This is a genomic window from Nannocystis pusilla (assembly GCF_026626665.1).
Lineage (GTDB): Bacteria > Myxococcota_A > Polyangia > Nannocystales > Nannocystaceae > Nannocystis > Nannocystis pusilla.
This window is the reverse complement of sequence record NZ_JAPNKE010000002.1, coordinates 4,366,262-4,391,585: the sequence shown is the minus strand read 5'-3', so window position 1 is coordinate 4,391,585 and position 25,324 is coordinate 4,366,262. Positions and strand designations below refer to the sequence as shown.

General features: G+C 73.1%; 22 protein-coding genes and 2 pseudogenes. 13 read left to right on the top strand and 11 right to left on the bottom strand.

Translation table 11 applies throughout. The features are described from left to right. Window positions 1–73: 73 nt before the first annotated feature. Window positions 74–964, top strand: a complete 891-nt coding sequence (locus tag OV079_RS19335; protein WP_267770307.1) for a S1 family peptidase — start codon at window positions 74–76, stop codon at window positions 962–964. Window positions 965–1,363: 399 nt separating this feature from the next. Here OV079_RS19335 and OV079_RS19330 read toward each other — a convergent pair whose 3' ends face one another. The 4 genes from OV079_RS19330 to OV079_RS19315 form a co-directional block, all read right to left on the bottom strand. Then, the gene (locus OV079_RS19330) at window positions 1,364–1,606 is read right to left on the bottom strand and encodes a hypothetical protein (protein ID WP_267770306.1); all 243 of its coding nucleotides are present in this window, start codon (window positions 1,604–1,606) and stop codon (window positions 1,364–1,366) included. A 139-nt stretch (window positions 1,607–1,745) separates the two neighbouring features. Continuing rightward, entirely contained in the window at window positions 1,746–5,060 is a 3,315-nt protein-coding gene (locus OV079_RS19325) for a hypothetical protein (protein WP_267770305.1), read from the bottom strand. A gap of 121 nt (window positions 5,061–5,181) precedes the next feature. Then, window positions 5,182–6,951 carry a YsnF/AvaK domain-containing protein gene (locus tag OV079_RS19320; RefSeq protein ID WP_267770304.1) on the bottom strand — a complete coding sequence of 590 codons (1,770 nt, stop codon included), beginning with the start codon at window positions 6,949–6,951 and terminating at the stop codon, window positions 5,182–5,184. Between the two features lie 7 nt (window positions 6,952–6,958). After that, entirely contained in the window at window positions 6,959–7,135 is a 177-nt protein-coding gene (locus tag OV079_RS19315) for a hypothetical protein (protein ID WP_267770303.1), read from the bottom strand. Window positions 7,136–7,323: 188 nt separating this feature from the next. Here OV079_RS19315 and OV079_RS19310 point away from each other — a divergent pair, with 188 nt between their 5' ends. The 3 genes from OV079_RS19310 to OV079_RS19300 all read left to right on the top strand — a co-directional run bounded on the left by OV079_RS19310 (window position 7,324) and on the right by OV079_RS19300 (window position 9,942). Then, window positions 7,324–8,136, top strand: a complete 813-nt coding sequence (locus tag OV079_RS19310) for a hypothetical protein (protein WP_267770302.1) — start codon at window positions 7,324–7,326, stop codon at window positions 8,134–8,136. Between the two features lie 48 nt (window positions 8,137–8,184). Then, a complete protein-coding gene (locus OV079_RS19305; protein ID WP_267770301.1) occupies window positions 8,185–9,096 on the top strand; it encodes a LysR family transcriptional regulator in 912 nt (303 codons plus the stop codon). Between the two features lie 117 nt (window positions 9,097–9,213). Continuing rightward, window positions 9,214–9,942 (top strand): SDR family NAD(P)-dependent oxidoreductase, encoded by a 729-nt coding sequence (locus tag OV079_RS19300; RefSeq protein ID WP_267770300.1) that lies wholly within the window; start codon window positions 9,214–9,216, stop codon window positions 9,940–9,942. 58 nt (window positions 9,943–10,000) lie between these two features. On the opposite strand, the gene pssA is transcribed toward OV079_RS19300, so the two are convergent. Next, window positions 10,001–10,894, bottom strand: a complete 894-nt coding sequence (gene pssA / locus OV079_RS19295) for a CDP-diacylglycerol--serine O-phosphatidyltransferase (protein WP_267770299.1) — start codon at window positions 10,892–10,894, stop codon at window positions 10,001–10,003. Window positions 10,895–11,017: 123 nt separating this feature from the next. On the opposite strand from pssA, the gene truA reads away from it, so the two are divergent. Beyond that, window positions 11,018–12,724: a tRNA pseudouridine(38-40) synthase TruA gene (gene truA, locus OV079_RS19290; RefSeq protein ID WP_267770298.1), complete on the top strand. Its 1,707-nt coding sequence runs from the start codon at window positions 11,018–11,020 to the stop codon at window positions 12,722–12,724. 69 nt (window positions 12,725–12,793) lie between these two features. On the opposite strand, the gene OV079_RS19285 is transcribed toward truA, so the two are convergent. The 3 genes and pseudogenes from OV079_RS19285 to OV079_RS58175 form a co-directional block, all read right to left on the bottom strand. Then, window positions 12,794–13,204: a hypothetical protein gene (locus OV079_RS19285; protein WP_267770297.1), complete on the bottom strand. Its 411-nt coding sequence runs from the start codon at window positions 13,202–13,204 to the stop codon at window positions 12,794–12,796. Window positions 13,205–13,488: 284 nt separating this feature from the next. Beyond that, complete coding sequence (locus OV079_RS58180) at window positions 13,489–13,890, bottom strand: FG-GAP repeat domain-containing protein (RefSeq protein WP_276603560.1); 402 nt, start codon at window positions 13,888–13,890, stop codon at window positions 13,489–13,491. A 301-nt stretch (window positions 13,891–14,191) separates the two neighbouring features. After that, window positions 14,192–14,257, bottom strand: a pseudogene (locus OV079_RS58175) (hypothetical protein); the annotation flags it as partial. Between the two features lie 442 nt (window positions 14,258–14,699). Here OV079_RS58175 and OV079_RS19275 point away from each other — a divergent pair. From OV079_RS19275 to OV079_RS19260, 4 genes are all read left to right on the top strand, one after another. Beyond that, a complete protein-coding gene (locus tag OV079_RS19275) occupies window positions 14,700–15,287 on the top strand; it encodes a Uma2 family endonuclease (protein WP_267770295.1) in 588 nt (195 codons plus the stop codon). Between the two features lie 71 nt (window positions 15,288–15,358). After that, window positions 15,359–15,730: a class I SAM-dependent methyltransferase gene (locus OV079_RS19270; RefSeq protein WP_267770294.1), complete on the top strand. Its 372-nt coding sequence runs from the start codon at window positions 15,359–15,361 to the stop codon at window positions 15,728–15,730. Between the two features lie 118 nt (window positions 15,731–15,848). Then, window positions 15,849–16,034 (top strand): hypothetical protein, encoded by a 186-nt coding sequence (locus tag OV079_RS19265; RefSeq protein WP_267770293.1) that lies wholly within the window; start codon window positions 15,849–15,851, stop codon window positions 16,032–16,034. Further along, entirely contained in the window at window positions 16,031–16,438 is a 408-nt protein-coding gene (locus OV079_RS19260; protein ID WP_267770292.1) for a hypothetical protein, read from the top strand. Before OV079_RS19265 ends, OV079_RS19260 begins: the two co-directional genes overlap by 4 nt. A gap of 175 nt (window positions 16,439–16,613) precedes the next feature. Here OV079_RS19260 and OV079_RS19255 read toward each other — a convergent pair whose 3' ends face one another. The 3 genes and pseudogenes from OV079_RS19255 to OV079_RS19245 form a co-directional block, all read right to left on the bottom strand. Continuing rightward, window positions 16,614–17,915 (bottom strand): citrate synthase, encoded by a 1,302-nt coding sequence (locus tag OV079_RS19255; protein ID WP_267770291.1) that lies wholly within the window; start codon window positions 17,913–17,915, stop codon window positions 16,614–16,616. A 1,393-nt stretch (window positions 17,916–19,308) separates the two neighbouring features. Next, a pseudogene (locus OV079_RS58170) lies at window positions 19,309–19,605 on the bottom strand (DUF167 domain-containing protein); the annotation flags it as partial. Next, window positions 19,602–20,810 carry an alanine racemase gene (locus OV079_RS19245; protein WP_267770290.1) on the bottom strand — a complete coding sequence of 403 codons (1,209 nt, stop codon included), beginning with the start codon at window positions 20,808–20,810 and terminating at the stop codon, window positions 19,602–19,604. The gene OV079_RS19245 and the pseudogene OV079_RS58170, both read right to left, overlap by 4 nt. A 103-nt stretch (window positions 20,811–20,913) precedes the next feature. On the opposite strand from OV079_RS19245, the gene OV079_RS19240 reads away from it, so the two are divergent. The 4 genes from OV079_RS19240 to OV079_RS19225 all read left to right on the top strand — a co-directional run bounded on the left by OV079_RS19240 (window position 20,914) and on the right by OV079_RS19225 (window position 25,145). After that, entirely contained in the window at window positions 20,914–22,728 is a 1,815-nt protein-coding gene (locus OV079_RS19240) for a hypothetical protein (RefSeq protein WP_267770289.1), read from the top strand. 442 nt (window positions 22,729–23,170) lie between these two features. Then, window positions 23,171–23,770 carry a hypothetical protein gene (locus tag OV079_RS19235; protein WP_267770288.1) on the top strand — a complete coding sequence of 200 codons (600 nt, stop codon included), beginning with the start codon at window positions 23,171–23,173 and terminating at the stop codon, window positions 23,768–23,770. Further along, entirely contained in the window at window positions 23,767–24,924 is a 1,158-nt protein-coding gene (locus tag OV079_RS19230; RefSeq protein ID WP_267770287.1) for a M12 family metallopeptidase, read from the top strand. The genes OV079_RS19235 and OV079_RS19230 overlap by 4 nt, the downstream gene beginning before the upstream one ends. Continuing rightward, window positions 24,837–25,145, top strand: coding sequence for an FG-GAP-like repeat-containing protein (locus OV079_RS19225; protein ID WP_267770286.1), 309 nt, complete (start codon window positions 24,837–24,839; stop codon window positions 25,143–25,145). Before OV079_RS19230 ends, OV079_RS19225 begins: the two co-directional genes overlap by 88 nt. Window positions 25,146–25,324: the final 179 nt, after the last annotated feature.

The window sequence follows — 25,324 nt, the reverse complement described above, 5'->3', positions numbered from 1 at the left end:
TCGCATGCACGGTTTGAACGGGGGTCTTGCCCAACTTCTCCGCCTCATGCGGAAAGGAAAGTAGGATCTACCAATGGTGTCCGTCGGCCTGCTCCTCGTCCTCGCCGCGCCGCTGCCCGTGGCCGCGCCCGAGCGCCCGCCGGCGCCGATCCTCGGCGGCACGGTCGTCGAGTCGGACGCGTGGCCCGAGGTCGTGGCGATGATCTACGGGCCTTCGATCTGCACCGGCACGCTCGTCTCCGATCGCGTGGTCCTCACCGCGGCGCATTGCATCGTCTCTGCCACGGGGTGGCCGAAGTCGGTGCGCTTCGGCGGCGACGTCGGCGAGCCGGGCACGCGCGTCATCGCCGTCGAGCGCGTCGGGTCTCACCCCGACTACTGCAGCGACCTGATGACGTGCAAGTGGGACATCTGGGACTACGGCTATCTCGTGCTCGCCGAGCCCGCCACCGACATCGCGCCGGCCCGGCCGCTGCGCGTGCAGGACGAGTGGGACGAGACGATGGCGATCGGCGAGGTCGTCACCCTGGTCGGCTACGGGCTGAACGAGGCCGGGGTGACGGGGATCAAGCGGCAGGTCGACGCGTCGATCGTGCGGTTCAGCCCCACGGGCTTCGAGTTCCGGGCCGGCGGTGACGGCATCGACAGCTGCTCCGGCGACTCCGGCGGGCCCGCGTTCGTCACTCTGGCCTCGGGCGAGGTCCGTCTGGCCGGCGTGACCTCGCGAGGCTCCGAACCGTGCGGCAAGGGCGGTTATTATGGGATCCCCGCCGCAGTGTTGTGCTGGCTGCACGACGAGACCGGCGTCGACCTGCGCGAGCCGTCGTGCGGCACCTGCGATTGCCTCGACACCACGCCCGCCGAGCCGTCGCGCTGCGGGTGCCGGGAGGCCGGGCCTGCCGGCTCGTGGCTCGCGCTGCTGCTGCTGTGCGGGACGCGGCGCCGCGGCGGCCGGGCGCGGTAGCGCGGGCCGCGGAGCGGGGCAGGCTGGCGTAAGGGACATGTTTGATCGGGCAGGCATCGCGCGCCCGGTGGCGGCGCGCGGCCGCCGTGCAATGGACGTGTCTGAAAGGACAGAGGAACCTGCGAGGCCGGCCACGGGTGGTCGCGGGTGGCTCGGGTGCTGGTAAAAGAGACATGTCTGAACGGACATGCCCCCCGAAGCCGAGTGGCAGTGCTCGGCGGACCGCTTCCGGAGGGCCGGGGCGAGCGCGAGGACTCGGCTTGGCCCGCCGACCTCCCTCGGAGATCATGGGTCCGAACGGACAATGTCGAGGCCGTCGCGGATCGTGAACGGTTGGTCGTCCTCGTGCGCGCGTTGGAGGAACACCGCGATGTCCTGAAGGACAGGCGCGGCGCCCGCTCACTTCTTCTTGCCGAAGCGCGAGCCGATGGCGAAACCGACCAGCAGGGGCAGCAGGCCGATGACGGCCACCGCGGTGGCCCAGCCGGCCTCGGTCAGCTTGGCGCTCTCCGGCGGCTGGAAGTAGTCGCCGTGGGTCTGCAGGATGCTGCAGGTGGTCTCGCGGGTGTCGAGGCGGCCGGTGGAGAAGTCCTGGGTCGTCTTCTTGCAGGGGAAGATGTCCATGTGCGAGTTGGCGGCCACGAACCAGGTGGCGCCGACCAGCAGGAGGCCGAGGATCAGCTTGAGGGGGTGGGGCGGAACATCGCCCAGCCGTACCGCGGCGGTCTCGGAGGGTCAAGCGCCGGCGAGACACCCGGATGTCCCGAGACATGTAACGCTGTTACTCGGGCGTGGGCAGCAGCACCAGATCGCGGAGCGCGACGTGGGCGTCGGGGCGCTCCGGATCGACGACCTCCACCCGGAGCCGCGGGGCAGGGCCCGGCAAGGCGACGACCGTCGGCGGCGAGTGCCAGGCGCCGCCCAGGCTGTCGGGCGGGTCGAGCTCGAGCAGCAGGGCCTCGTCGGCCAGCACGCGGACGCGGCCGACCGGGCTCAGGCGGGCGCCTCGCAGGGTCATCGCCATGGTCGTCGACCTGGCGTTCGGGACATGTTCGATGGGGAAGGTCAGCGGGTCGCCGGCGCGGACCACCAGGGAGGGGCCGTCGAGCTCGCGGGCGCGGTCGAGGCCGGGGCGCAGGCGGGTGAGGGCGCGGCCGGCGGTGAAGCGGGCCGGGGTGACGCGGTGGCCGAGGTCGTGCGGCGGGCTGTAGGTGCGGGTCCAGCCCGGGGTGCGGTCGTCGGGGCCGCGGTCGGGGCCGAGCAGGCGGACCTCGGCGAGGCCGCCGTGGGGGCAGGCGAGGTCGTCGCGCGGGCGGGCGCTGCCCCACAGCTCGACGCGGCGCGGCGGGGTGGCGAAGGGGATCGGGCCGAGCGTGTCGCGGGCCCGCGCGGGGCCGGGGCCGGGCGGGTCGAGGGCGACCGGCTGGCCGTCGACGACGACGCGCCAGCCGGGGGTGTCGCCGCCGGGCTGGGCGACCAGGACGAGCGAGCCGGGGCCGGCGCCGGGCGGGAGGTCGAGGACCAGCGGGTGCTCGGTGTCGAGGCACGTCTGTCCGTCGGGCAAGTAATAAGAGGACAGGTGCAAAGGGCCAGGTCCTTCGGCGCGGCCCTCGTCGATCCGCCAGCTGCGGACGGCGGCCCGCCGCGCCGGGTCGACGCGCACCTCGAGCAGGCCGACGCGCAGGTCGGTGCGGGTGACGCGGTCGGGGATCCGCTCGTCCACGGGGGTGAGGCGGTCGAGGTAGAGCTCGGCGAAGGCGACCGGGCGAGCGACGAAGGGCGGCGGCAGCAGGTCGTCGACGAGCGCCAGCGGGGCGGCGCTGCCGGGGAGGCGCAGCGGGTGGGTCGACTCGCCGAGCAGCAGGTACACCGGCGGAGCCTCGGCGCCGGCGGTCGGGCCGGCGATCAGCAGCTCGTGCAGCGCGGCGTAGGCGGCCTCGCGGCTGCGGTAGGGCAGGACGGTGCGGCCGTGGCCGAACGCGAGGGCGCCGCCCAGCTGGCTGAACACGTGGACGTGGTGCCAGCCCTCGCCGCCGGCGAGGACGACCGCGCGCTCGGGGAGCTCGGCGGCCAGGTCGTCGATCAGGCGCTCGGCGCCGGCGAACTCCTGCAGGCGCGTGGCCGGGCTCCGCAGGTACGGCAGCGCCTGGGCGGCCAGCAGGCCGAGGCCGAGGACGAGGCTGACCCATCGGGCATGTCGCCCGAGACCTGTGTGTTCGGACAGGAACCGATGGACATGTACAAGAGCGCAGGCGGCCAGCAAGCAGGCGGCCGGCAGCAGCTCGGGGACGAGGTAGCGGCCGTAGTAGTAGAGGCCGACCTGGGGCAGGTTGCGCTGGGCGTAGAGGGCCAGGGCGGTGACCGGGAGGGTGGCGAGCGCGAGCAGCCAGACGTGGGCGGCGGTCGCGGGCGGGCGCAGGCGGGCGAAGGCGACCAAACCGAGGCCGGCGGCGAGCAGGAGCGGGGCGCCGAGCAGCGGCAGGGCGGGGTCGAGGCGGCTCCACGGCGGACCGGGCGCCCAGCGCAGCCACCAGGCCAGGACGGCGAGGGCGGCGAGGGCGGCGAGCACCCGCGGGAGCCGGCGGACGCGGCCGCGGACGAGGTCGAGGGCGGCGTCGAGGGCGAGGTAGACGGCGATCGCGCCGAGACCGAGGACGACCGCGCCGAGCGGCGACAGGGCGGCGACGGGGCCGAGCTGGCGCTTGAACTCGTCGTGAAGGTAGGGGTAGCCGGTGGCGAGGTGGAGCGCGAGGCTGGTCAGCAGCAGACCCAAGAGCAAGGTCGGAGCGGACATGCGCCGAAGGCCAGGTTCGGTGCGCAGCCACAGCACCACCAGCAGGCCCGGGGCGGACAGCCACAGGTTGCCGCGGACGAAGCCGGCGAGGCCGAGGAGCAGGGCGGCGGTGAGCTCGTGGCCGTGGGCGGAGTCGGCGGGGAACGAGGCCGAGGCGGAGGCCGAGCGCGGGTCGACGGCGCCGCGCGCGGTCGAGTCGGCCTGGCGCGCGGAGTCTCGGGCGGTCGAGCCGGCGGCCTCGGTGCGCGAGAGGTCGGCGGAAGCGAGCAGCGCGGGGCCGCGGGCGCTCGCGTCTGCGGCGCGCAGGTGGCCTTGCGAGCGATCGCGGTCGCGCGAATCGGCGTCGATGCGGGCGATGGCGGGGGAGCGCCCGTCGGCCGGCCGCGCGGGCTTGCCGGCGGTGGCGTCGGAGTCGTGGCCTCGCGGGGCGCCGGCGGCGGAGGCCGGCGCGAGGCCGCGGGCGACCGCGAGGGCGGCGGCGAGCAGCAGCAGGCCGGTGAGCGACTCGGTCAGCGGGGTGCGGGCGGTCCACACGGCGATCGGCGACAGCGCGAACAGGCCGGCGGCCAGCCACGAGGCGCCGGCGCGCGGCCACAGGCGCTCGCCGAGGGCCCACAGCGCGAGCGCCGAGAGCACGCCAGCGAGCGGGGCGACCAGTCCCATCGACCATGGCCCGAAGACCAGGCCGAACAGCGCGAGCAGAGACGGGTGGAGGTGCAGGAACTGCGGCACGACCTCGCCGTCGTCGCGCCGGTTCAGGTAGAAGCCGGGGCGGTAGGCGCCCTCGTAGCGGCCGACGCGGGCCGGGCTGCGGTCGGCGTGGTAGAGGCCGAGGATGTCCCCGGGGCCAGGTCGCAGCTCGGCCTCGGCGCCGGCGCGAGCCAGCACCGGATCGGTGTGGCCGGTCCGGCCGGTGCGCAGGGTGTGGCGGGCGCGGAGGACGTAGGTGCCCTGGTCGCGGCCGCCGAGGTCGGCGGGGATCGGCGGCCAGCGCAGGGCGGCGGCGGCCAGCAGCAGCGCGACGAGGCCGGCGGCCCGCGGCAGGCTGCGCGCGGGTCGGCGCCGCGGCGCTCGCTGTCCCCAGGGCCAGGCGAGCACCGCCAGGGCGATCGCGGTGAACGAGAACGACGGCGCGGAGAAGATGCCGCCCACCGCCAGCAGCGCGGCCAGCAGGCCGAGGCCGCCGAGCGTCAGCGCGGCCACCAGCGCGATCGCCTCGGGGCAGGCGAGCGGGCCGCAGCGCACCTGCCAGCGCCGCGCGAACGCGACGAGCACTGCGGCGAAGGCGATCACGGGCGGCACTCGGCGCGAGGATAGCGAAAAAATCCGCGCCCCTGGCGGGACGCGGATTGGAGCGGACATGTCTGTACGATCATGTCCGGCGGGGGCCCGGCCTATCGCCGAAACCCTCGCAGGTAAGCGTTCAGCTGCCCGAGGCGCGCCGCTTCTGCCCCGGCGGCGGCGGCGGCGTCGGCCGGTTGGTGGCCGCGGGCTGGCCGGTGCCGGGGCTCGGGACCTTGTGCATCGGCGAGGTCGACACCGTCTTGGCCGGCGTCTGCTCCTCGACCACCTCGACGTCGGTGCGGCGCACCTTGTCGCGCACGGTCTCGGTGTGCGTCTCGACCTCGCGGCCGACCACGACCTCCTCGACCACGCGCGCCTCCTTGGCGACCACGGCCTCCTCGGCGTACTCGGTCATCTCCAGCGACGACTCGCGGAAGGCGTTCATGTCCTCGCCGGTGGCCGGGCGGTCGACGGGGCGGCGCTTCACGGTCACGTGCTCCTCGCGCAGGCTGACCTGCTCCTCGACCGGGCGTTCGGTGACGCGCGCGTAGACGCGGACGCGGCCGTGCTCGATGACCCGCTTGCCGACCAGCAGGTCCTCCTCGACGACCTTCATCTCCATCGAGGTGTCCTTGAAGTGCGGCTGGTCCATCGTCTGCTGCTGCGCGCCGGCCTGACGGGCGGTGCCGATCGTGCCCGAGGCCTCGGTCGGCCGCTGGGTGCCCGGCGTCTGCTGCTGCTGCTGCTGCCGCATCGTCGCCCCGGTGGCGGCCGGCTGGGCGCGGTAGGTCTGGCGCTCGCGCGTGAGCTGCTCCATCGTGTACGGCTTGGCGCCGGGCTCGAAGCCCTTGTAGCCGGTGGCGTGGAAGTGCTCGCGGCGGCGATCGACGTCGACCGCGCCCGAGCCGCTCATCATCGAGGCGACGTCGGCGGCGCGCTCGTCGTTGGCCTGCACGAGCACGAGGGTGCCGCCGCGGCGCACGGCCTCGGCGTAGAAGTGGGCGTCGTGCTCGGGCACGCCGGCCTGGGTCAGCGCGCCGACCAGGCCGCCGAGCGCGGCGCCGGCGGCCGCGCCCACGCCGGCGCCGGTGAGGGCGGCCAGGAGCGGGCCGGCGGCGACGATCGGGCCGATGCCGGGGATGAAGATCGAGCCGATGCCGGCGAGGAAGCCGAGCACGCCGCCGACGCCGGTACCGACGATCGCGCCGGTCCCTGCGCCCGTCTTGGCGCTCTCGGCCATGGCCTCGTGGCGGCCCTCGGCGGGCTCCTTGTTGAGGTCGATCGGGATGTTCTCGAGGTTGTTGGCGACGACGCTGACGTCGGCGCGGTCGATGTTGCGCTTCAGCAGAGCAGTGACGACGGCCTGCGCGTCGTTGAAGTCATCGAACAGACCGATAACGGTTTTCATGGCGGCTTCTCCTGTAGTGGTGCGGTTGTGGGTGATAGTGATCGCCTCGGCGCGGAGGTGCAGGGTCTGCTGCTCGTGCATGTGCACGCGGTGGACGCGGACGTGCAGCTCCTCGCGGAGGACGAGTTGCTTCTGCACGACCACGACCTCCTCGTGGATCGGCAGGATCATGGTGTCGCCGTCGTAGCGGACCGGCACCGGCGCTTCGACCGGGCGGTTGACCGGGACCCGCCAGCTGACGACGTGATCCTCGACGCTGTCGAGCTCGAGCGGCTGGTCGCGCGCCTCGACGGTCTTGTCGATGCGCACGCGGCCGTGCTCGCGCACGCGGGTGTCGACGCGGAGCCGCTCCTCGAGCCGGGGGATGACCGTCTCCTCGCGCCGGCCGAGGAGCTCCTGGCTGTCCTCGGGGACAGGCGGCTGCTCCTCCGCGCGCGGCCCGGCGGCGGCGGCCTTCGGGTCGCTGTCCTCGGGGACATGTCTGGGCGGCGGGGTCGACATCGTCAGGTCATTGCGCGGCGAACACGTAGATCAGGACGGTGGCGACCAGCAGGACCAGCATCGCGGGGAAGACGACGGGGGTGAGCCACGGCGCGCGGGCCGACGGCTCGTCGGAGCGGGCGTGCGGGGTCCGCCGCTCGAGCAGCTGGGCGCTGGACGGAGGATGGATGCCGAGCTTGCGCATCGTGCTTGCCTCGCTTCGGACGGGTCGCCGCGGCGGGCTGGCCGCGACCCGGCTCCGAGGTCGCCTTGCTTGTGGGCCCGGTCCCGACCCGGCGCCAGCGAGCGGGTGCGCGAACTCCCCGAGCGACGTCGGCCGCGACGACGCCCAGGACCAGGCCCAGCCGACGCGAGATCCTCTATGCTGCGGCCGTGCTCCCGCGGACGTTCACGATCCTGACGATCGCGGCGGTGGCCGTCGCCGCAGGGTGGACGAGCCCGGCGAGCACCGCCGAGCTGCTGGCCAAGGAGGGCCCGGCGGAGCACGCGTCGCACGCGGTGCTGGCGGCAGCGGTGGTGGCGTGGCTCCTCGCAAGCCGGCCCGGCGGGCGAGCGGTGCCGCTGGCGATGGCCGGCTTCCTGGCGCTGGTGCTGGTCGAGGAGATCGACTGGGGCAGCGTGTACGGCTGGCCGGCCGTCGGCGAGCGCGTCGCCGCGGTGTTCGGCCACCGCAACATGCACAACGCCGCCCGCGGCTCGTCGTACCTGTTGTTCGCGCTGCCGCTGGCCGCTTATTATCTGGCCCGGGGACAGGTCGCTGGCTCGGCCGGGCGCGACCGATCCGCGACGAACGCTGGGCCTTCGCAGCCCTCGGCGCGCTGTTCGTCGCCGGCAACATGTCGGCCGCGTGGGAGCGGGCCGCGCAGGAGCTGCTCGAGCTGCTGCTGTACGCCCTGCTGCTGGCGACCGGGCTGCGGGTCGCGCGGGAGCCTGGCGGTAAGGACAGATGAGCGGTGCGCCCGTCAGGGGCGGTACTTCTGCGACGTGGCTCCGTCGCGGGCTGCTGCCTGGCGGCCGGCCGCCGGCCTGGAAGACCAGGCCGAGCTGGTACCTGGTGGCGACCGGGGACCGGATGATCCCCCGCCGGCTCAGCAAAGCATGTTGAAGTGCGCCGGCTCGACGGTCGTCGAGGGTCGCCGGCAGCCACGCGGTCTACGTCTCGCAGCCGTGGACCGTCGACGGTAGGCGCGCGAATCCTGGCAGAGTTGCTACGCTCGGAGACATCGGGAAGCGATGGACCTGCTCGACAAGATGGCCACGTATGTCCGCGTGATCGAGAGCGGCTCGTTCTCCGCGGCAGCCAAACATCTGAAGCTCACGTCGGGCGCGGTCAGCCGTCAGATCGCGGCGCTCGAAGCCGAGCTCGACGTCACGCTGCTGGCACGCTCCACGCGGTCGATGGCCGTGACGGCCGACGGTCACCGCTACTACGAGCACTGTCTGCGCGTGCTCCGGGAGGTCGCCGAGGCGCAGGCGATCGGTCGGTCCCGAGGCGTCGAGGGCACGGTGCGCGTGAGCGCTCCAGTGAGCTTCGGACTGGCCGCGCTGATGCCCCATGTGATCACGTTGCGCCAGAAGCATCCGTTCCTGAGCGTGGAGCTTCACCTCGAAGATCGCTTGCTCGATGCGGTGCTCGAGGGACTCGACGTCCTCGTCCGAGCCGGCGCGACCATCCCGATCTCCGGCGGCGTCGTCGCGCGAAGGCTGACCGCGTTTCCGTTCGTCCTGGTGGCAGCGCCGACGTACCTCGAGAGGCGAGGGGAGCCGCGGTCGCCCGAGGCGTTGGTCGGACACGACGCGTTGAGCTGCCACGTCGGGCCCGGTCCCGACGTATGGGCACTCGGCGACGGAGAGCGTGAGGCGCGCGTGGGCATGACCGAGACGGTCGTGTTTCGCTGCAGCGCCCTGCAAGGCGTCCGCGAGCTCGCGCTGGCGGGCCACGGGCTCGCGTTGCTCCCGGACTGGTTCGTGGCCGACGACCTGAGGCGCGGAGCGCTTTACGCCGTCCTTCCAGGATGGAGCACGGACCCCATACCGGTCAGCGCGATCTACCGAACCGCGCAGCGCGAGACACCTCGGGTGCGCGCTCTGGTCGACCATTTGGTGGAGGCGTTCGCCCGACCGGCAGCGCGCCGAGCGCCATAGACGGGTGCGCCCACGCGCGATTCGTGAAACTTCTGCACGACTGTCCTCCCCGCGAGTCGCCTACTGCGCCACGGGAGGCGAGCGCACACTGCTTCCAGTTTCGTCATGGAGGCACGCATGAGATTGAACGGAAAGATCGCCGTGGTCACGGGTGGGAGCAGTGGGATCGGCCTTGCCATCGCAAAGCGCTTCGTCGAGGCGGGGGCTCACGTCTTCATCGTGGGTCGGCGCCAGGCGGAGCTCGACGAGGCCGCGCAGCACATCGGAACCAATGTCACGGCGGTTCAGGGGGACGTCACGAAGGCTTCCGATCTGGAGCGCCTCCTCGCGCGCGTCAAGGAGGAGAAGGGGAAGATCGACGTGCTCGTGTGCAACGCCGGCGGCGGAGGCTTCGGGCCGCTCGGCTCGCTCACGCGGGAGGCGTTTCACGAAACGTTCACGGTCAATACCGCGGCCGTTCTCTTCTCCGTGCAAGGTGCGCTGCCCCTGCTGCGCGACGGAGCGTCGATCGTCATCGTCGGCTCGGTCGCGGGCTCGAAGGGGTTGCCCGGCGGGACGCTCTACGCGGGCGCCAAGGCGGCTGTACGCGCGTTCGCTCGTGTGTGGACCCAGGAGCTTAGCGAGCGGCGGATCCGGACCAACGTCCTCAGCCCTGGTCCCGTGAACACGCCCGCGATGCAACACGCTCCGGACGCGTTCCGTCACATGGTCCTCAAAGATGTCCCGATGGCACGCATGGCGTCGCCCGAGGAGATCGCCGAGGTGGCGTTGTTCCTCGCGAGCGACGCCTCGAGCTACGTCGCCGGCGTCGAGCTGTTCGCCGACGGTGGTTGGGCCCAGGTCTGACCGCAGAGCATCACTGCCGCGTGGCGCGCCCGCTCTCGAGGAACGTCGAGCAAGTAGGTCAGGTGGTGACGGCGCCCTCGGGTGCAGCAGCGCGAGCGCTGGCGTCGTCGTCGATGCCGAGCTCGGCGAGGACCTCGGACTCGCTCGCCAGCTCCTCGGTCGGCGCCGGCGCCAGAGCCTGGGCGCGGGCCGCCCGGATCCGCTCCACTCGGCCCTTGCGCAGCAGATACATCTCCTCGATCAGGCCGAGCGTGATGTAGCAGCCGACCAGCAGGATCAGCACCGCGGGCCGGGAGATCCGCACCGCCACCAGCACCCCGCTGGCGAGCAGCAGGCCGACCACTGCCGTCGTCCGCTTGGTCAGCTTCAGGTCCTTCATCGAGCGGAAGCGGACCCGGCTGATCATCAAGTACGACAGCACCGTCACCAGCGTGGCGACCAGGATGTGATTGGTCGTTTGGTTGATGCCGATCGCGTGGAACGCCATCACCGTCGAGATCAGCACCGTCGCCGCCACCGGGATCGGCAGGCCCAGCATGTACTTGCCCGGCTTCTCGTCGATCGCGCGCAGCGACAGGACGTTGAAGCGGGCCAGGCGGAACGCGCCGCCGGCGACGAACAGGAAGGCGATGAACAGGCCGGCGCGGCCGAAGCCCTCGAGGCCCCAGCGGTAGATCACGAGCCCTGGCGCCACGCCGAACGTGACGAGGTCGCTGAGGCTGTCGAGGTGCAGGCCGAGCTCCGACTGCGTGCGCGTGAGGCGGGCGATCCGGCCGTCGGCGGCGTCGAAGAACAGGCCGAGCATGATCGCCAGCGAGGCCTTGTAGAGCGCGTCGCTGCCCCCGCCCTCGTCGCTCAGCCGCGCGCACACCGAGATCGCGTAGAAGCCGCAGAACAGGCCCGAGAGGGTGAAGAGGTTCGGCAGCAGGAAGTAAGTCTTGCGGAAGTCCATCGCCCGGGGGGCTTTGAGGGTAGCAAGAAATCGCGCGTGGGGCGCTGCTTTGTCGCGTCCAGCGGCGAATTGCCGAGTTCGGTTGACAGCTCGCCGGGGGCGGTCGATGGTGCGTCCGCGCTCATGACGCTGCTCCTGCGGGTCGCCTACGACGGCACCGATTTCCACGGATTTGCCCGCCAGGAGGGCACCCGGACGGTGCAAGGGGCGCTCGAGGCGGCGCTGGCGGAGCTCTACCGGCAGCCGGTGCGGACCCGGGCCGCCAGTCGCACCGACGCCGGCGTCCACGCTTTGGGTCAGCTGGTGGGCTTCGAGCCGACGCTCTCGATCCCCGACCGGGGGGTGGTGCTGGGACTCACGAGCAAGCTGCCGCGCGACGTCGGGGTGCTGGGCGCGTGGCCCTGCGAGCTGCCCGACGGCCGCGCGGTCGACCCGCGGTTCTTCAACGACGGCAAGACCTACCGCTACCGGATCCGCTGCACCCCGCACCGCGTGCCGACCACGGCCCGCGGCGAGTGGCACCTGGCGCGGCCGCTCGATGTCGCGGCGATGCAGGCGGCGGCGCCGGCGTTCGTGGGCGAACACGACTTCGCCGGCTTCCGCGCCAGCTCGTGCCAGGCGCAGACCACGGTGCGGACGATGCTCGCGGTCGAGGTGGCGGCGACCCCGGCGGAGGAGCCGGCCGGGCTCAGCACGGTGGCCGCGAGCGACACGCCGGCGGTCGTGACCGTGACGGTCCGCGGCGAGGCTTTTTTGCAGAACATGGTGCGCATCATGGTCGGCACGCTGGTCGAGGTCGGGCTCGGGCGCCGGCCGCCGACGCAGATCGCCGAGCTGCTGGCGCGCCCCGATCGCCGCCGGACCGGGCGCACGGCGCCACCGCAAGGGTTGACGCTGGTCGAGGTCCACTGGCCCGATCCGTGGCCGCCCGCCGACTGGCAGACGCGCGCGCCCGGCCGGACGACGAGCCGCAGCCGCTCGCGGAACTGGTGTAGCTTCCCGCGCATGACGCTCTCCTTCGACAAGCCGGTGCGCGCGGTGGTCACCGGCGCGGGTGGTGGCCTCGGCCGCGCGTTGAGCCTCGAGCTCGCGCGGCGGGGCGCCCGGATCGTGGCCGCCGACATCGACCTCGCCGGCGCCGAGGAGACGGCGGCCATGGTCGAGAAGCTCGGCTGCAAGGCCTACGCGCGCGCGTGCGACGTGGCCAGTCGCCCGGCGGTGGCCGAGCTGGCGCAGGCGGCGACGTCGCTGCTCGGCGGGGTCGACCTGCTGATCAACAACGCCGGCGTGGCCACCAGCGGGCCGGTCGACGCGATCCCGCAGCAGGACTGGGAGTGGATCATGGGCGTCAACCTGTGGGGCGTGATCTACGGCTGCGAGCTGTTCGTGCCGCAGATGCGCGCGCAGGGCCGCGGCCACGTGATCAACGTCGCCTCGGCGGCGGGCCTGCTGTGCACGCCGACGATGGCGCCCTACAACGTGACGAAGGCCGGGGTGGTCGCGCTGTCGGAGACGATGGCCGCCGAGCTGGCGCCGGCCGGCATCGGCGTGACGGTGCTGTGCCCGACGTTCTTCCGCACCCGCATCATCGACGCCGGCCGCCACCACGGCAGCGACAAGCGGGCGTCGGCGGTGGGCAAGCTGATGGACCGCGCCACGCTGCAGGCCCCCGAGGTCGCCCGCTTCGCCCTCGACGCGGCCGCCGCCGGGACGCTCTACGCGCTGCCCCACGCCGACGGGGCGTGGCTGTGGCGGCTCGAGCGGCTGGCGCCGGAGCGGTTCTACCAGCAGCTGTTGCCGCGCTGGCTGGGCAAGTTCACGAAGCGCTAGACGGGTCGAAAGGACATGTCCTCGGGGGCATGTCCTTTCGGGCATGGTCTTGAAGACATGCCCGAGCGCTCAGCCGAGCGAGAGCACGCCGTGGATGCCGATCGCCATGACGATGACGATGGCGGCCAGCACCAGGACGGTGCGCTGCAGCGAGAACACGCGGGTCAGCTCGCGCAGGGCGTCGAGCAGGTGGGTGATGTCGTCGCCGCTGGTCTCGACGACCCGGTTGAAGGCGTCGACGGCCCGCTGCAGCCACAGGCCGATGAGCACGAACACGACGGCCTCGGCGAAGTCGCCGAGCGCGGGGCCGACGGCGGACCGCCCCTGAGTGACGAGGCCGGCGATCCCGAGGATCAGGACGAAGGCGCCCACCGCCAGCGAGGCCGCGGCGACGAACCGCATGGCGTCGACGAGCTGGCGGATGATGACGTTCTCCGCGGCCGAGAACTCGTAGTTGCGGGGGGTGCTCGTGGAGGGCATGGCGCCGCCAAGGGTATCAGCGCCGGCGAGACGCGCGAATTGGCGAGCCGCCGACGAGCGAGCCCAGGCGGGGCGGACAGGCCGAACGGGGGCACGAGGCCAGGGGCGTGGAGGACGGCGGCGAGGAGGTCGGAACCGGCGCGCCGGACAGGCGCGGCGAGCGGTGGACCTGCGCGGCGCGAGGTCGGTGATGCGAGGGGCGCGTGGCGCCGCGAGCGGGACACTGTTCGCTGCGCGGTGCTTCGCGTCGCAACGGGACGCCGTGAATTTCCGGGGCTCGGAGGTCAGGGGCCGCTGAGGCGGATGGCGAGGCCGCCCTCGGGGAACAGGCCGGCGACGACGTCGGCCCGGCCGTCGGCGTTGAGGTCGGGCAGGACGGCCTCGGCGACGTCGGCGGAGAACCCGAGCTGGACGGCGGCGGTGAAGCGACCGTCGCCGACGCCGCGCCACAGGCCGAGGCGGTCGCCGTGGAACAGGACGGCGTCGAGGCTGCCGTCGCCGTCGAGGTGGGCGAGGGCGATCGGGCCGGGGCGCGAGCCGAGGTCGGTACGTGGTCCTTCGGACAGGTCGGGGCCGAGCAGCGGGGCGAGGGCGACGGGCGCGGTGTCGAGGACGAGGACGTCGAGGATGTCGTCGTCGTCGAGGTCGCGCAGATAGAGGCCGCCGGGGCGCAGGCCGGTGGTCATGGCCACGAACGGGCCGAGGACGCCGGCCTCTACGGTGGCCCGCGCGAGGCCGTCGCTGCGCTCCCACTCGGCCAGGATCAGCTCGACCGGGCCGTCGCGGCGCAACCGGCCGGCGACGAAGCCCCCGGGCTGCAGGCGGTCGAGGCCGGGGACGACGACGGGGTGGACGATAGGGGAGGAAGCCGCCGGAGGCGTCGGCGCGGACGAGGCTGACGGCTGGCTGTTCGGACAGGCTGCCGAGGACGAGGAGGTCGCGGCGGCCGTCGCCGTCGACGTCGGTGACGGCGGTGGTGCGGATCTTGAGGCCCACGTCGACCTCGACGGCAGGCATGAAGCCGCCGGCGCGGTCGGCCCGGTAGACGAACACGCCGGCGTCACAGGAGGGGAACAGGAGGTCGGCGGCGCCGTCGAGGTCGAGGTCGCCGACCACCGGATAGGCGCTGCACCCGGCGACGCCGACGTCGCGCGGCTCGCCGAGGCCGCCGTCGCCGTCGCCGAGCCGCAGGTCGGTGGTGATGGTGCCCGCGGCGGCGCCGACGACCAGGACGTCGTCGACGCCGTCGCCGTCGAAGTCCCGGAGCGCAAGGCGAGCGGACTCGCGGCCTCCGACCTGACCTCGAGGACATGTTTATCAAAACAGATCTCGGCGTCGTGGTACTCGCCGTCGCCGCAGTCGTCGCTGCAGCCGGTCGATGCGAGCGCGGCGCAGACGGCGAAGACGAGGATGCGAACGGCCACCTCCGCAGGCTATCAGGCGCGGCGGCGGCCGCAAGCCGCGAGGTCCTGGAGGATGGTGTATGCTGGCGAACATGACCGCCGCGCCGAAGCTCGCCACCTACGCGGATCTGCTCGCCACGCCCGAAGACGTGAAGGCGGAGATCCTCGCCGGCGAGCTGATCACGCAGCCGAGCGCGCTGTTCGAGCACAGCTACGTGCAAAGCGGGGTCGTGGACGGGTTGCGCGGACCGTTCGACCGCGGGCGCGGAGGCCCGGGCGGGTGGTGGATCGTGGTCGAGCTCGATGTCCAGTTCACGGACCACGACGTGGTCCGACCCGACGTGGTCGGCTGGCGGCGCGAACGGTTGCCGTCGCCCTGGGGCAAGCGGCCGATCGACGTGGTGCCCGACTGGATCTGCGAGGTGCTGTCGCCCAAGAAGGGGGTGCGGCGCGACCGGGTGATCAAGCGCGACCTGTACGCCAGGCACGGCGTGCCCTTCTACTGGCTGATCGACCCGGTCGCGGCCGTGCTCGAGGCGTTCACGCTCGAGCGCGGGCGCTGGGTGCTGGCGGGGACGTACGACCGCAGCGCTGTCGCCCGCGTGCCTCCGTTCGAGGCGATCGAGCTGGTCGTCGCCGACCTGTTCATGCCCGAGCCGCCCGAGTCCGCGGAGGAGTGAGGCGCATGACGGGGAGCCGTCGACGTGGCCAGACGATGCGCGCCGGAACGTGGTAACGAGAGAGGATGTCGATGACGGGTCCCGACGATCGTGGCCACGCAGAGATCGAGGCGACCTACGACATGGTCGCGCGCCACTACGCGGCCGAGTACGCGGACGACCTGGCGGAGAAGATCCTCGATCGCGCGCTGCTCTCGGCGTTCGCGGAGATGGTCGGGCGTGGGGCCCTGGTCGGCGACCTCGGCTGCGGCCCCGGCTTCGAGGCGCGCTTCCTGGCGGAGCTCGGCCTCGGGGTCACGGGGGTCGACGTCTCGGGCGGCATGATCGCGGAGGCGCAGCGCCTGCACGCCGGCGTCCAGGGCCTGGAGTTCGTGCGGGGCTCGCTGCTGGCGCTGCCGTTCGGTGACGCCTCGCTCTCCGGAGCGGTGGCATGTATTCGGTGATCCACCTCGACGCGGCGAGGCGGGCGCAGGCGTACGCGGAGATGGCCCGCATCGTGCGGCCCGGGGGGCGCTGCTGCTGGCGGTCCACACGTCGGCGGCGGGGTTCCCGGCCGGATCGGTGCGCCGCCTGGAAGAATGGTGGGGCCATCGCGTCGGCCTCGACGGGCACTTCATTGCCGCGGAGGAGGTCCTGGCGAGGCTCGACGAGGTCGGCTTCGAGCTCACCGCGCGGCTCGACCGCGGGCCGAGCACGCCGCGCGAGTTCCTCAGTCAGCGCGCCTATGTGCTGGCGCGGCGGCGATGATGCGCGACGGGGTGCTCGCGTTCGCCGACGGGGCGATCGATGGTGCGACGACGAGGACGCGATTTCTCGCGCTGCATCCGAGCGCGGCGCTGGTGACCGACAACCCGCCGCACCGGACCTACCGCTTCGGGCCGAGCGCGCTGTTCGGGCGCAGCTTCTACGTGAATGTGGCGTTCTCGGGCGAGTCGCCGCGAGCGATCCGCATGACCGCGGCGGACGGGCCTGCGTCGTGGGACGAGGTGAACGACGCGACGCTCGCCGCGGACAAGCAGGCCAACGATCGCTGGCTGCGCGAGGCGTTCGACCTGGGTCCGGCGGCGAAGTTCGCGTGGGGGACGGTCTCGTCGGCGATCGATCGCCGCACCGGCGGTGCGCTGATCACGATCGAGTTCTTGGCGCGCTGACCCTGCGAGCGAAGGTGCGAGGCAGGCGACGCGCCGCGTGGCTGGAAGTATGATGATATGTCCGAAGGGACATTCGCGGTATCCGCGACGCTTCGACGGGCCGCGGATTCGCAGACGCAGAAAGGGCCCCGGCGCGGTGCGGCGGGCCCTCGGCGATCTTCGTCGATGACGGCGATCAGGTCGCGGGCTTGGTGGCGCGCTCGCTCATCGGCACGTAGGGGCGGAGGTCGGCCCCGGTGTAGATCTGGCGCGGGCGGGCGATCTTCTGCTCGGGGTCCTGCAGCATCTCTTGCCACTGGGCCAGCCAGCCGGAGGCGCGCGGGATGGCGAACAGGACCGGGAACATGTCGACCGGGAAGCCCATCGCCTGGTAGATCATGCCGGAGTAGAAGTCGACGTTCGGGTAGAGCTTGCGCTTGACGAAGTAGTCGTCGTTCAGCGCGATCTTCTCGAGCTCGAGCGCGATCTCGAGGAGCGGGTTCTTGCCGGTGACCTCGAAGACCTCGTGCGCGAGCTTCTTGATGACCTTGGCGCGCGGGTCGTAGTTCTTGTAGACGCGGTGGCCGAAGCCCATGAGGCGGCCGCTGCCGTTCTTCACGCCGGTGATGAACTCCGGCACTGCGCCGACGCTGCCGATCTGCTTGAGCATGTGCAGCACGGCCTCGTTGGCGCCGCCGTGGAGCGGGCCGTAGAGGGCGGCCGAGGCGGCGGCCAGGCTGCAGTAGGGGTCGGTCTCCGCCGAGCCGACGGCGCGGGCGGCGTTGGCCGAGCAGTTCTGCTCGTGGTCGGCGTGGAGGATGAAGAGGATGTCGAGCGCCCGCTCGAGCACCGGGTGCGGCTCGAACCGCGGCTCGGCCATCCGGAAGATCATGTTGAGGAAGTTGCCGCAGTACGACAGCTCGTTGTCCGGGTAGACGTACGGCCGGCCGACGGCGTGGCGGTACGCCCACGCCGAGAGGGTCGGCATCTTGGCGATGATGCGGACGATCTCCTGACGCCGGGTCTTGTCGTCGCGGACCTTCTTCGCCTCGGGGTAGAAGGTGGACAGCGCGCCCAGCATGCTGACCAGCTTGCCCATCGGGTGCGCGTCGAAGCGGAAGCCCTCCATCGACTTGCGGAGGAACTCGTGGACGAAGGTGTGGTGCGTGATCTCGTGGCTCCACTTGCGCAGCTGAGCCTCGTTGGGCAGCTCGCCGTGCAGCAGGAGGTACGCGACCTCGATGTACGACGACTGCTCGGCCAGGTCTTCGATGGCGTAGCCGCGGTAGCGCAGGATGCCCTTGTCGCCGTCGATCAGGGTGATCGCGGACCGGCACGACGCGGTGTTCATGAAGGCCGGGTCGTAGGTCATCAGGCCGAAGTCGTCGTCGGACGTCTTGATCTTGCGCAGCGCGTCGGCGCGGATCGTTCCGTCCTTGATGTCGATCTCGTAGGTCTTGCCGGTTCGGTTGTCGGTGATCGTCAGAGTGTCGGCCATGGAGAGCCTCCGGGGACGCCGCCTTCAAGGACGGCTACATGGGAGCCAAGCTGGGAGCGAAGATCCACCAGCGATCGACAGCGCGATCGTCCAGGTCTCGGCCGCCAACCAGGAAGGTAACACCGGTCCCCAGGGTGATGGAATGGCCGCCGTTCACGCGGGTCGCCACCGTCTCGGTGAGCTCGACGGCGAGGTCCTTCCGATCGACCCGCCACCACTGGGCGGCGCCCTGAGCGTACACGGCCAGATCATCTGCGAAGAGCCGGGGATCTGCGAGCGGCGCGCTGAGGAAGGCCGGCCGCTCCTCGACCTCGGTGGCCGCGACGGCGGACGGCACGTGCAGCACGAGCGCGTCGCCGGTAGGCTGTCCGCCGCGTAACCCGCCCAGGCACAGCAGGTCGATGGTCGCGGCTTCATCCGCTTCGTCGTCGTCGAGGCGGATGCACTGGATGTTCGTCCAGTCGCCGGCCGGGCCCAGGGCGTGGCCGCCGTCGGGGAAATACACCGCCGGTGCGTCGGCCTCGGCGCCGCCGACCAGCAGCAGGACCTCGTCGTCGCCGCGGGCGAGGCTGAGGAGCCGGGCCCCGGTGCGCGGGCCGTCGAGCGCGGCGACGGGGGCGAGGGCGACGACGCCTTTTTCGTCGGGGTCGAGCGAGAGGGCGACCAGGTCGGTGTGGGCCCCGCCGCCGGCGAGGTAGAGGCGATCGTGCGCGGCGCCGACGACCGCGGCGGCGCCCGGCCGCGCGCTGGTGTCGTCGCCGGTGACGGTGGCGACCGCCCACACGTCGGTGCCGGGATCGTACATGGCGGCGCCGACCCCGTCGTCGACGCCGACCCGCCACACCCGGCCGCGAGCATCGGCGACGAAGGCGCCGTCACCGGGCTCGGGCGGGGACGACAGGCGTGCCCCGAGCTCGATGTCGAAGTTGGTCTCGTTGAGCAGGGCGATGTCGCCGGCGCCGCTCATCAACATCAGGCCGCGCCCCGGCGCGTGCACGGCGAGCAGGTCAGGGTCGGGCTCGGCGACCTCGCCCGGATAGACCGACAGGACCCCGGGACGCGCCATCAGCACCGCCAGGTCGCCCGGCGGCGCCAACATCACGAACGGGACGCTGCGGCCCCAGGCGAGCAATTCTGTCCCATCGGCCAGGTAGAGCGCGAGCGTGCGCTCGACCGCGTCGGGCTCGAACTCGAGCTCGACCTCGAAGTCGGTGCCGCGCACCGGATAGCTGACGAAGTAGGCGTCGGGGCCGACCTCGAGCGCGAGGTTGTCGGCGCGATTGAGGTCGGTCGAGTCGTCAGGCAAGACGACGCGGATCGGGAACGGGACCTCGACGGTGCAGGCCGACAACCCGAGCCCGAGAGCCAGCGCGCCCAGGCCGAGGCGGCCGCGCGCAACGGCTGCGCTCACGCCCGCGACCCGGACCGTCTTGCGCCGACCGGTGGCCCCGCGGGCGATTTCGAGCGCGCTCGCGGAGATCTCGAGGCGATCGGCCAGCAGCTCGCGCAGGGCCTCGTTGGCGGCGCCGTCGACCGGCGGCGCCGCCAGCTGGACCTTGAGCCGACCGTCGTGAAGACCGACGACCTGGCTGCGTGCGGCCCGCGGGGCGACGACGACGTCGAGTTCGCAGCCGCGGGCGTGGTCCCGGACCGGACCGGACGAGGGGACGGGACCTTGCGGTGCGCTCATGCGGGAGGGTCCTGGGCGAAGAAGAAGAGACGGTGGCCGGAGGCGCCGATGGCCGCGCGAGTCGGACCCTCACCTGGCCGAAGGAGCAGGCACTCGCGGTAGAGGTTGACGGTGGTGCAGACGTGATCGGGGACCAGGAGGACCGCCGCGCCGTGGTCGGGGAGCGCGCCGTGCTCGCGCCGCAGCGGCAGGTGCTCCTCGGAGGGCGAGAGCGGGACGAGGCCGGGCCAGGCCGGCAAGTGACAGTTGGGCGCCGGGCGGTCGGGGGCGATCGCCTTGCTGCCGGCGTCGAGGGTGACGCGATCGCGGCCGCGGCTGACGACGCGGGCGAGCACGAAGGCGGCCTGCCGCAGGCCGAGCCGTTCGGCGGCGGGTTCGCTGCGGAGGTCGCTGAGGACGACGGTGCCGGGGGAGATCCGGTGGCGCCACGGGCCGCCGTTCAGCCGCGGGTGATCGAGGGCGGCCGAGAAGCTGTGGGTGCCCGAGGTGACGAGCTCGAGCGGACCCTTGCCGATGCAAAGAACCGCCTCGGCCAGATCGCACAGGGCGTCGTGAGCCGCGGCGGCCTCGCGGGTCTGGCTCCAGGCGAGGTGACCCTCGTAGCCGTGGAGGCCGGTGACGCGGAGATGTGACAGCGTCGCAAGGTCGGCGACGGCGTCGCGCCAGACGGACGGAGGACTGCCGGTGCGGGCCATGCCGAGATCGACGTCGAGCTGGAGGTCGATCGGGCCGGCGCCGCCGCGGGCCCAGCGATCCATGGCGAGGGCGTGCTCCGGGCCGTCGGCGAGCAGCTGCACGCGGGCGGCCGGGTGGGCGGCGTGCAGGCGCCGGGCGGCGTGGAAGGCGGCCTCGTGCAGCGGGTAGGCGAGGAGGACGTCGAGGCTGTCCTCACGGGCGTCTTCGGCGGCGGCCTCGAGGAGCAGCTGGAGCTCGTCGAGGGTGGCGCACTTGCAACGGGTGACCCCCGCGGCCCACAGGCGGCGGACCAGCGCGGCCGACTTGAGGGTCTTGACGTGCGGACGCCAGCGGTCGGCGCCGCGGCCGAGGTCGTCCGGCTGGTCGCCGCGACAGCGACGCAGCACCGCGGCGATGTTGTGGTCGACGGCGGCGAGGTCGATCACCAGCGCCGGCGAGGCGAGACCCGGCAGCAGCGGGCCGAGGTCCGCCAGGATGGCGGCTGCGCGGGCGGCGTCGGGACCGGGCACGGCGGGAGTGTGCAGCACCGGTCTGGCCGAGACAAGGCCGAGGGGGCGTACGGCCCGGTGGCCGCGTTGTACTGCGAGCCGAGGTGGGTTTACCCTGCCGGTCATGCGCATGACGCCTCGCTTGCTCCCGGCCACGCTCCTGCTCCTCTTCGCCTGCGGTGACGACGGCACCATCACCTCGACCTCGGCCACCGAGGGCAACAACACCTCGACGGCGACCGTCGGCGCCACGATGAATCCGACCGAGACGACGACCGAGGGCGTGCCGACGACCACGGTGCCGACGGAGGGCAGCGGCACGGCGGACGACTCGACGACGCAGGTGTCGACGACCGAGCCGGTGACGTCGACCGACGCGACGACGACGACGACGACGACGACCGACGCGACGACGACCACCACCACGAGCGAGAGCGACAGCGAGACGACGACGACGACGACGACGACCGGCGACGGCTGTTCCGAGGAGGTGCCGGACCCGAACTGTACCGGGAGCGACGAGGGGCTCATCTTCGTGTCGACCCCGCCCGACGGCGGCAGCGATCTGAACGACGGGGTCACCCACGAGACGCCGGTGGCGACGATCGCCAAGGCGATCGAGCTGGCGCTCGCGTGCCCGGACAAGTGCGACATCGTCGTCAGCAAGGGGACGTACCCCAAGTCGGTGACGCTGGCCTCGGGGGTGAGCATCTTCGGCGGCTACACGCCGAAGTCGTTCATCTACGACCTGCAGGCCAACACGACGACGATCGTCGGCAGCGAGGCGCGCGCGGTGCAGGCGACGGGGCTGACCGAGTCGGTGCGGTTCCACGGGTTCACGGTCGAGGGCAAGGACTTCAGCGATCAGGGGCAGACGAGCTACGCGCTGTGGGTGAAGGACTCGGCGGACGACCTGCTGTCGGTCGAGCGCTGCACGCTGAACGGCGGCGACGGCGGGGCCGGCACGAGCGGTCAGGCGGGCACGAAGGGCGACGACGGCGGGCTCGGCGGCAACGCGAGCGACGCGAGCGGCGGCTCCGGCGGGACGTCGAGCTGCGGGGCCAATGGCGGCGGCGGCGGGTCGGCGACCGACTGTGCCAGCGGCAAGGGCGGCGACGGCCTGGCCGGCGGCGACTCGACGCAGGGCGGCGCGGGCGGGATGAACGGCGCCAGCCAGTGCAGCCTCAACGTGATCAACGGCTGCGACGACAAGGGCGGCACGGGCGTGGCGGGCAACCTCGGCGACAACGGGTCGGCCGGTAACGCGGGCTCGGCCGGGGTGGCGCCGACCGGGGCGTTCGACGCCAACGGCATGTGGGCGGGCACCAGCGGCGGCAGCGGCACGCGCGGGTCTCACGGGCGCGGCGGCGGCGGCGGCGGGGCCGGCGGCACCGACAAGGAGCCGTTCACCTGCGGGAACACGACGCACCTCGGCGGCGGCGGCGGCGGCGGCGGCGGTGCGGGCTGCGGCGGCGCGTCGGGCGGTCCGGGCGGCGCGGGCGGCGGGTCGTTCGGGATCGTGGTGGTCAACTCGTCGATCCAGGTGTCGAACTCGCTGGTCAACGCGGGCAAGGGCGGCAAGGGCGGCAAGGGCGGCAACGGCGGCAACGGCGGCGTGGGCAAGTCCGGCGGCAACTTCGGCCTCGGCAAGAACAGCGGCGATCCGAGCGACGGCGGCGGCAACGGGGCCCTCGGCGCCAAGGGCGGCGACGGCGGCGGCGGCGGCGGTGCGGCCGGCGGCTGCGGCGGGGCGTCGATCGCGGTGGCCCGCGTGGGCGGCGGCTTCGTCGGCCTGGCCAACACGCAGCAGGCCGGCGCGGCCGGCGACGGCGGCCTCGGCGGCGATGGTGGCTTCGAAGGCAACGCCGGCGGCAAGCCGCAGGCGCCCGACGGCGGCGACGGCTGCCAGGGCGCGGCGGCGGAGGAGCAGGTGTACTAGCTCGTTCGGGCAGGTCCCCGGGGACAGGTCCTCGGGGGCATGTTCGAAGAGGCAGGTCCTCGAGGGCAGGTCCGGAAGGACAGGTGACGACAGGCGGCAGCGCGGAGGCGCGGGCCGCCTGTCGCGCGTCGGGGCGAGCGGGAGCGCGAGCGCCCGACGAGGGCGGGCGAACAGGAGGCGCCCGGCGGCGCTGCGTCGACGAGCGATGTCGGAGGCGGGAAGCGCAGTGCGCCGGGAGACCGCGGGCGGGCGGCTGCGACGACTCGTGCGGCGTCGGGTGCGTGCGCTGACGCGGCGCGGAGGTCGCGTCGCATGTCCTCGGGGACAGGTCCAGGCAGGCCGGCGACGGGGCGGGTCGAGATCTCGGCGCTCGCGGGCGCGCTCGCGGGCGCGGGACCTGGAGGGTGGGCGCGGACACCGGCCGCGGCGGCGGGTTGCGCGGGTGGCTCCGGTCGGGCATCCCGAGGCGGGTGAAGAGTGGGTCCGGAGCGCGCCGCTGGCAGGGGTCGCGGCGCTGGCGGTCGGCGCGCTCGCGAGCTGCGAGCGGGCGGTGCTGATCGCGGACGACGGGGTCTGCGGCGGCGAGGCGCCCGAGGCGCTGGTCGGCGGCGGGCTGCGGATCGAGGGCGACATCCTGCTGTCTTCGGGACATGTCGAAGAGGACATGTCGGAAGAGGCATCCTATCGCAGCGCCGTCAAGTGCCGCGGGACGCTCGACCGCGCGTGGGACGTCGGTCGCAAGCTCGACCTGTCGTACTGCCTGGGCGAGTTCACCGACGCGGCGCTCCAGTCGCGTACGCGCGCGGCGCTGGTGCTGGCGACGGCGCAGTGGGAGCGGGCGTCGGGGGTGAACTTCATCCACCGCGAGGCGCTCGACGGGACGCCGGACTGCGCGGCGCCGGAGCAGGTGGCGTTCACGGTCCGCCAGGGCGCGGCGGCGGAGTGCGGGGCGGGCGGGTGCCCGCTGGCGTCGGCGTCGTTCCCGGCGACGGCGCCGGAGGACGAGGGGCGCGGCTGCTCGTGTGGCCGGAGGCGCTGGTGAGCGAGATGTACTCGCCCGAGATGGTGGTGCTGCACGAGCTGGGGCACCTGCTGGGGTTCGTGCACGAGCACTCGCGGTTCGAGCAGTCGCGGGAGATCTGCGTCGACGCGGCCTCGACCGAGTTTCGCGGGTTGACGTACCCCGACCCGGCGTCGGTGATGGGCGACGCGCGCTGCCCGGGGATCTCCGCGGCCAGCAAGCAGGGCCGGCTGTCGCGCGGCGATCGCCTGGGCGCGTCGATCCTCTACGCGCTGCCGCGCTCGCGCGTCGATGTCGACGGCGACGGCCGCGAAGACGTGGTGTGGTTTCAGCCCGGCGGCGAGGCCTACGAGGTGTGGTACGGCGCGCCGGCGGGGCGGTTCGCGCGGCGCTCGTTCAGCCTGTGTCAGGCCGACGGTCCGTGCCCGAGCCGGGCGCCGCGCTCGTGGCGGCCGGTGGCGCTGGCCGGGGCGGACGGGCGCACGGAGGTGCTGATGTTCGGGCCGGAGGAGATCACGGACGAGCTGTGGCAGCCGCCGGCGCAGGGCCGCGGCGGGTTCGTGCGCAGCCGGGTCGAGGCGCCCGGCAGCGCGGCGCCGATCGTGGGGGCGTTCGCGGCCGACGGGCGCGACGCGGTGTGGTGGTGGCGGCCCGGCGCGGAGGTCGACGCGCGCTGGGTGTGGCGCGCCGGCGGGGTCGAGGACGAGCCGCTCGACGACCGCTTCGCGGCCGGCTACGGCTGGCCGCTGGTCGGGCTGTGGACGCCGGGGCGCGGCTCGAGGCGCGCCGCAGCCAGGTGCTGTGGCTCGACGCGCAGCGGTTCACGGTCGAGCTGTGGGCGTTCGGAGATGACTCGAAGGACATGTTGCAACGGACAGGCATGCCGGCCTGCGGGCTGCGCCGGAGCGACGAGCAGGTCGGCCGCGTCGGCGACTTCGACGGCGACGGCCTGGACGAGGCGCTGTGGTGGGACCCGCGCGCGCAGGCGGCTGTGCGCTGGCACCCGCACCGGCTGTGGCGCGAGGACGGGAGCTGCGATCCGTCCGGCTGGTCGCGCAGCGAGGGCGCAGGCGACCTGCAGGCGCGCGTGGAGGTCGGTGACTTCGACGGCGACGGGGCCGACGACGCGCTGTGGTGGTCGGCGGCGCCGGACCGCGCTTGGCTGTGGCGGATGACCGGCGAGGTGCCGGAGCGCGTGCCGGCGCCGACGCCCCCGCACGAGGCGACGACGTGTGTCGGCGACTTCGACGGCGACGGCTGCGACGACGTGCTGTGGCACGCGCCGCAGGCGACGCCGCAGCTGTGGCGGGCGCGCTGCACGGGCGAGCCGGGCTTCGAGGCGGCCGAGGTCGCGGAGGCGCCGCCCGGCGGGTACCCGATCGGCTGCGGGGGGTGAAACGGGCGGATGTCCTCGGGGACAGGAGGCTGGTCTTTCGAGTGTCCTCGAGGACATGTCCACAAGTTGGAATCAAATGTTTCTCGGGACATGTCGCGAGCTGCGCGGGCGAACGGGCGGGGATGGCTGGCTCGCGCTGGTGCGGGCCTGGCTTAACGCGCTCTTAATCCGGCCGCCGC

Excerpts from the sequence above, each read along its gene's own strand:
- OV079_RS19335 (WP_267770307.1), top strand. The coding sequence starts at position 74 with ATGGTGTCCGTCGGCCTGCTCCTCGTCCTCGCCGCGCCGCTGCCCGTG.
- OV079_RS19320 (WP_267770304.1), bottom strand. The coding sequence starts at position 6,951 with ATGTCGACCCCGCCGCCCAGACATGTCCCCGAGGACAGCGACCCGAAG.
- OV079_RS19315 (WP_267770303.1), bottom strand. The coding sequence starts at position 7,135 with ATGCGCAAGCTCGGCATCCATCCTCCGTCCAGCGCCCAGCTGCTCGAG.
- OV079_RS19305 (WP_267770301.1), top strand. The coding sequence starts at position 8,185 with ATGGACCTGCTCGACAAGATGGCCACGTATGTCCGCGTGATCGAGAGC.
- OV079_RS19300 (WP_267770300.1), top strand. The coding sequence starts at position 9,214 with ATGAGATTGAACGGAAAGATCGCCGTGGTCACGGGTGGGAGCAGTGGG.
- pssA (WP_267770299.1), bottom strand. The coding sequence starts at position 10,894 with ATGGACTTCCGCAAGACTTACTTCCTGCTGCCGAACCTCTTCACCCTC.
- truA (WP_267770298.1), top strand. The coding sequence starts at position 11,018 with ATGACGCTGCTCCTGCGGGTCGCCTACGACGGCACCGATTTCCACGGA.
- OV079_RS19285 (WP_267770297.1), bottom strand. The coding sequence starts at position 13,204 with ATGCCCTCCACGAGCACCCCCCGCAACTACGAGTTCTCGGCCGCGGAG.
- OV079_RS58180 (WP_276603560.1), bottom strand. The coding sequence starts at position 13,890 with ATGACCACCGGCCTGCGCCCCGGCGGCCTCTATCTGCGCGACCTCGAC.
- OV079_RS19275 (WP_267770295.1), top strand. The coding sequence starts at position 14,700 with ATGACCGCCGCGCCGAAGCTCGCCACCTACGCGGATCTGCTCGCCACG.
- OV079_RS19270 (WP_267770294.1), top strand. The coding sequence starts at position 15,359 with ATGACGGGTCCCGACGATCGTGGCCACGCAGAGATCGAGGCGACCTAC.
- OV079_RS19260 (WP_267770292.1), top strand. The coding sequence starts at position 16,031 with ATGATGCGCGACGGGGTGCTCGCGTTCGCCGACGGGGCGATCGATGGT.
- OV079_RS19255 (WP_267770291.1), bottom strand. The coding sequence starts at position 17,915 with ATGGCCGACACTCTGACGATCACCGACAACCGAACCGGCAAGACCTAC.
- OV079_RS19240 (WP_267770289.1), top strand. The coding sequence starts at position 20,914 with ATGCGCATGACGCCTCGCTTGCTCCCGGCCACGCTCCTGCTCCTCTTC.